The sequence below is a fragment of the Terrisporobacter muris genome, from assembly GCF_024621905.1.
Taxonomy (GTDB): Bacteria; Bacillota; Clostridia; order Peptostreptococcales; family Peptostreptococcaceae; genus Terrisporobacter; species Terrisporobacter muris.
Genome location: NZ_JANKBY010000383.1, coordinates 1 through 2955, shown reverse-complemented (window position 1 = coordinate 2955; position 2955 = coordinate 1). Strand labels below are relative to the sequence as shown.

Here is a 2955-nt window from a genome sequence, read left to right as displayed (position 1 = left end):
ATAAACAGAATTTAAAGGGAGAAAATAAAATGAAAAATATAAAATCGATACTAACATTAACTCTTATAGGGGGATCAATAATTTTAACAGGGTGTTCAGGAAATACTGAAGCTAGTGAAGAAAAGGCTAATAATCAGCCAACTACACAAGCACAAACAACATCAAATAATAGTGCATCAAATTATAACGTGGATATGACTTCTTTAGAAAAAGATTTAAAAGCTTTAGAAGAAGGTAAGTATAATGGAAAATGGGAAGATGAATTAGAAGCTAAGTATGGTGATGACTGGGATGATGCCATGGAAGCAAAATATGGCGAAAACTGGGATGACGAATTTGAAGCAAAAATGAATGCAAAATTAAATGAGGGAACGACTAAAGAAGATTTAATAAAATCAATAGAAGGTGACTTAAGTGAAATGTTAAATAGAGTGGAAGCACCTGTTAATTGGGAAGATGAATTAGAAGCTAAGTATGGTGATGACTTTGATGATTTAATGGAACAAAAACATGGTGACAATTGGGATGATTTATTTGAATCTGAATTAATGAAATAACAATATTATATAATATGTAAAAAAGATAATAAAATAGTTTAATTAAAAAATAGCAACCCTATTAGATAAGTTATCTAATAGAGTTGCTATTTCTATTTTTAAATTATTAAACTGCTAATTTATCGTCTATATTACTTTCATTTAAATTATTTTTATTTGATTTAAATCTAACTTTAAATTCAAGAAGTGCAATTGTTAATAATATCATAACAATGGCTACAGCTATAAGAAAAGCTAAATTACCTTTAATATTAGGTCCACCAGATATTGTACTTCTAAATGCTGTAACTACATGAGTAAATGGAAGGTAATTAGTTATTTTGGCTACAAAATCACCAGATAATTCTAAAGGATAAGTACCTGTAGAACCAGCCAATTGTAAGACCATAAATATTAGAACTAAGAATTTACCAACTACTCCAAAGGCAACATTTAGGAAGTAGATTATACTCATAAATGTTATTGCAGCAACAACTGCAACTAATATTGTTTGATTTAAATCAGCAGGGCTAAATCCGTTGAAATAACTTAGTGCTGTAATCATTGCTAGTGAAGCTAATATTATTGCTGGATACATTACACTTGCTTTACCAAGCCATAATCTAAAGCCTGATTTTATTTTTCCACTATTTTTAGTTAAAGGATAAACTGTGCAGAATCCCATACATCCAACCCAAAGACCAACAACCATCATATAAGCAGCCATTGCGTGACCGTTATCCGCAACTTCTGTTACTTGAGTTTTAGAAGATTCAACAGGTGATGCAAACATTTCTAAAGTATTATTATTTATTGTAGAAGTAGTATCTTTAACAGATTTGGCACCATCAGCTAAACTTGTTTGTAAAGTATTACTTCCATCATAAGCAGTTTGTAAACCTTTCTTTAAACTTACAGATCCATTCTTTAATTCATTAACTCCAGATGATATTTTATTAGTACCGTCAGAAAGTGATGACATACCAGACTGTAACTTAGAATTATTAGCTACAAGTTTGTCTGAACCAGTTTTTAATTCTTTGGCACCAGCACTTAATGTATTTAATCCATTTGAAAGAGTTTTAGTAGATGATTTTAAAGTAGTAAACATTTTTTCATAAGTTGAAAGATTTGAATTTACTTCTTTAACAACTGCATTAGCTCCGCTTTCTGCTGCTCCTGCTGCAATTTGACTCATAGTACTAGATACTGAAGGTGAAACTGCATTTGTTATAGAATCAGCAGTAATGTTAGAAGATACACCATTTAATGTATTTGATATTATGCCAATAACTAAACTTTGAGCTTGTTCATTTGTATATCCAACAGCTTGAAGAGCGCCCATCATTTGTTTGATGTTGTTATCACTAAGTATTGCTGTAGAAACTGCTTTAACTGTATTTTCAGAAGTTAAAGTGTTTTTTACCTTAGAGCTAACAGCACTACCTATACCAGATGATAATTGACTAGCATAACCACCTACACTTGAAGCTGCTGTTTCTTTTAAAGTGTTTTTTTGCTCATCACTTAAAGATATATTTGGGATAGATATTTTTTGAACAGCAGAGTTTAATTCACTAGCACCACCAGCCAATTGATTAGCACCATTTGAAAGTTCTTTTGCACCATCATTTAAAGATTTTACACCTGCTAAATAAGTATTTAAGCCTTGCGATAAAGTATTAGTACCATCAGTAAATGTTAGCATACTATTAGATAAAGTGTTTAAGCCATCATTTATTTTCACACCACCATCTTTTAAATCACCTAAACCGTCTTTTAGCTCTAATGAGCCATCAGCGGCATCGCTAAGTCCATCTCCCACAGTATCAAATTGTTCAAAGATAACATTAGCATAAGTTTCTGTTACTTCCTCAGAAATTGTATTTTGAATTTTAGATAAAGCAGTTTCACTCATTTTGCTGGCGATATAGTTTTTACCTGGATTTGTAGCATATTCTAATACCATTTTCTTAGGCTTTTTATCTAATAAAGTAGTAGCATCTTTTGAGAAATCTTTAGGAATAGTAATTACCATGTAATAAGTACCATTTTCTAAACCATCCATTGCTGCATTTTCATCAACAAAATTAAATGCTAAGGAGTCATTTTCCTTTAAACTGTCAATTAGTCTTTCTCCTACATTTACTTCAATATCTTCATAATTAACAGAAACGTCATTATTAACTACGGCAACGGGAAGATTGCTAATTTTTCCATAAGGATCCCACATAGAACTTAAGAATAAAGTTGAATAAATTGTTGGGATAGTTATGATGGCTATAAGAGCCACAATTAGAAATTTGTTTTTGAATAAATCTTTCCATTCATTTTTTAGCATATATGTATCACCTTTCTCCATATTAAGTTTTAATAAACAACACGATGTTGTTTTTGTGTTATAATAAAAATTATAATT

At 30.5% G+C, this 2955-nt stretch carries 2 protein-coding genes; one reads left to right on the top strand and one right to left on the bottom strand.

The window, feature by feature from the left end; translation table 11 throughout:
* Nucleotides 1-557: hypothetical protein (locus tag NSA58_RS18105; protein ID WP_257560785.1), on the top strand; the 557-nt coding region annotated here is incomplete at its 5' end.
* Nucleotides 558-663: 106 nt separating this feature from the next.
* Here the strand turns inward: NSA58_RS18105 and NSA58_RS18100 are convergent.
* On the bottom strand, nt 664-2877 hold the full coding sequence (locus tag NSA58_RS18100; RefSeq protein ID WP_074429264.1) for a YhgE/Pip domain-containing protein: 2214 nt from the start codon (nt 2875-2877) through the stop codon (nt 664-666).
* Between the last annotated feature and the right edge of the window lie 78 nt (nt 2878-2955).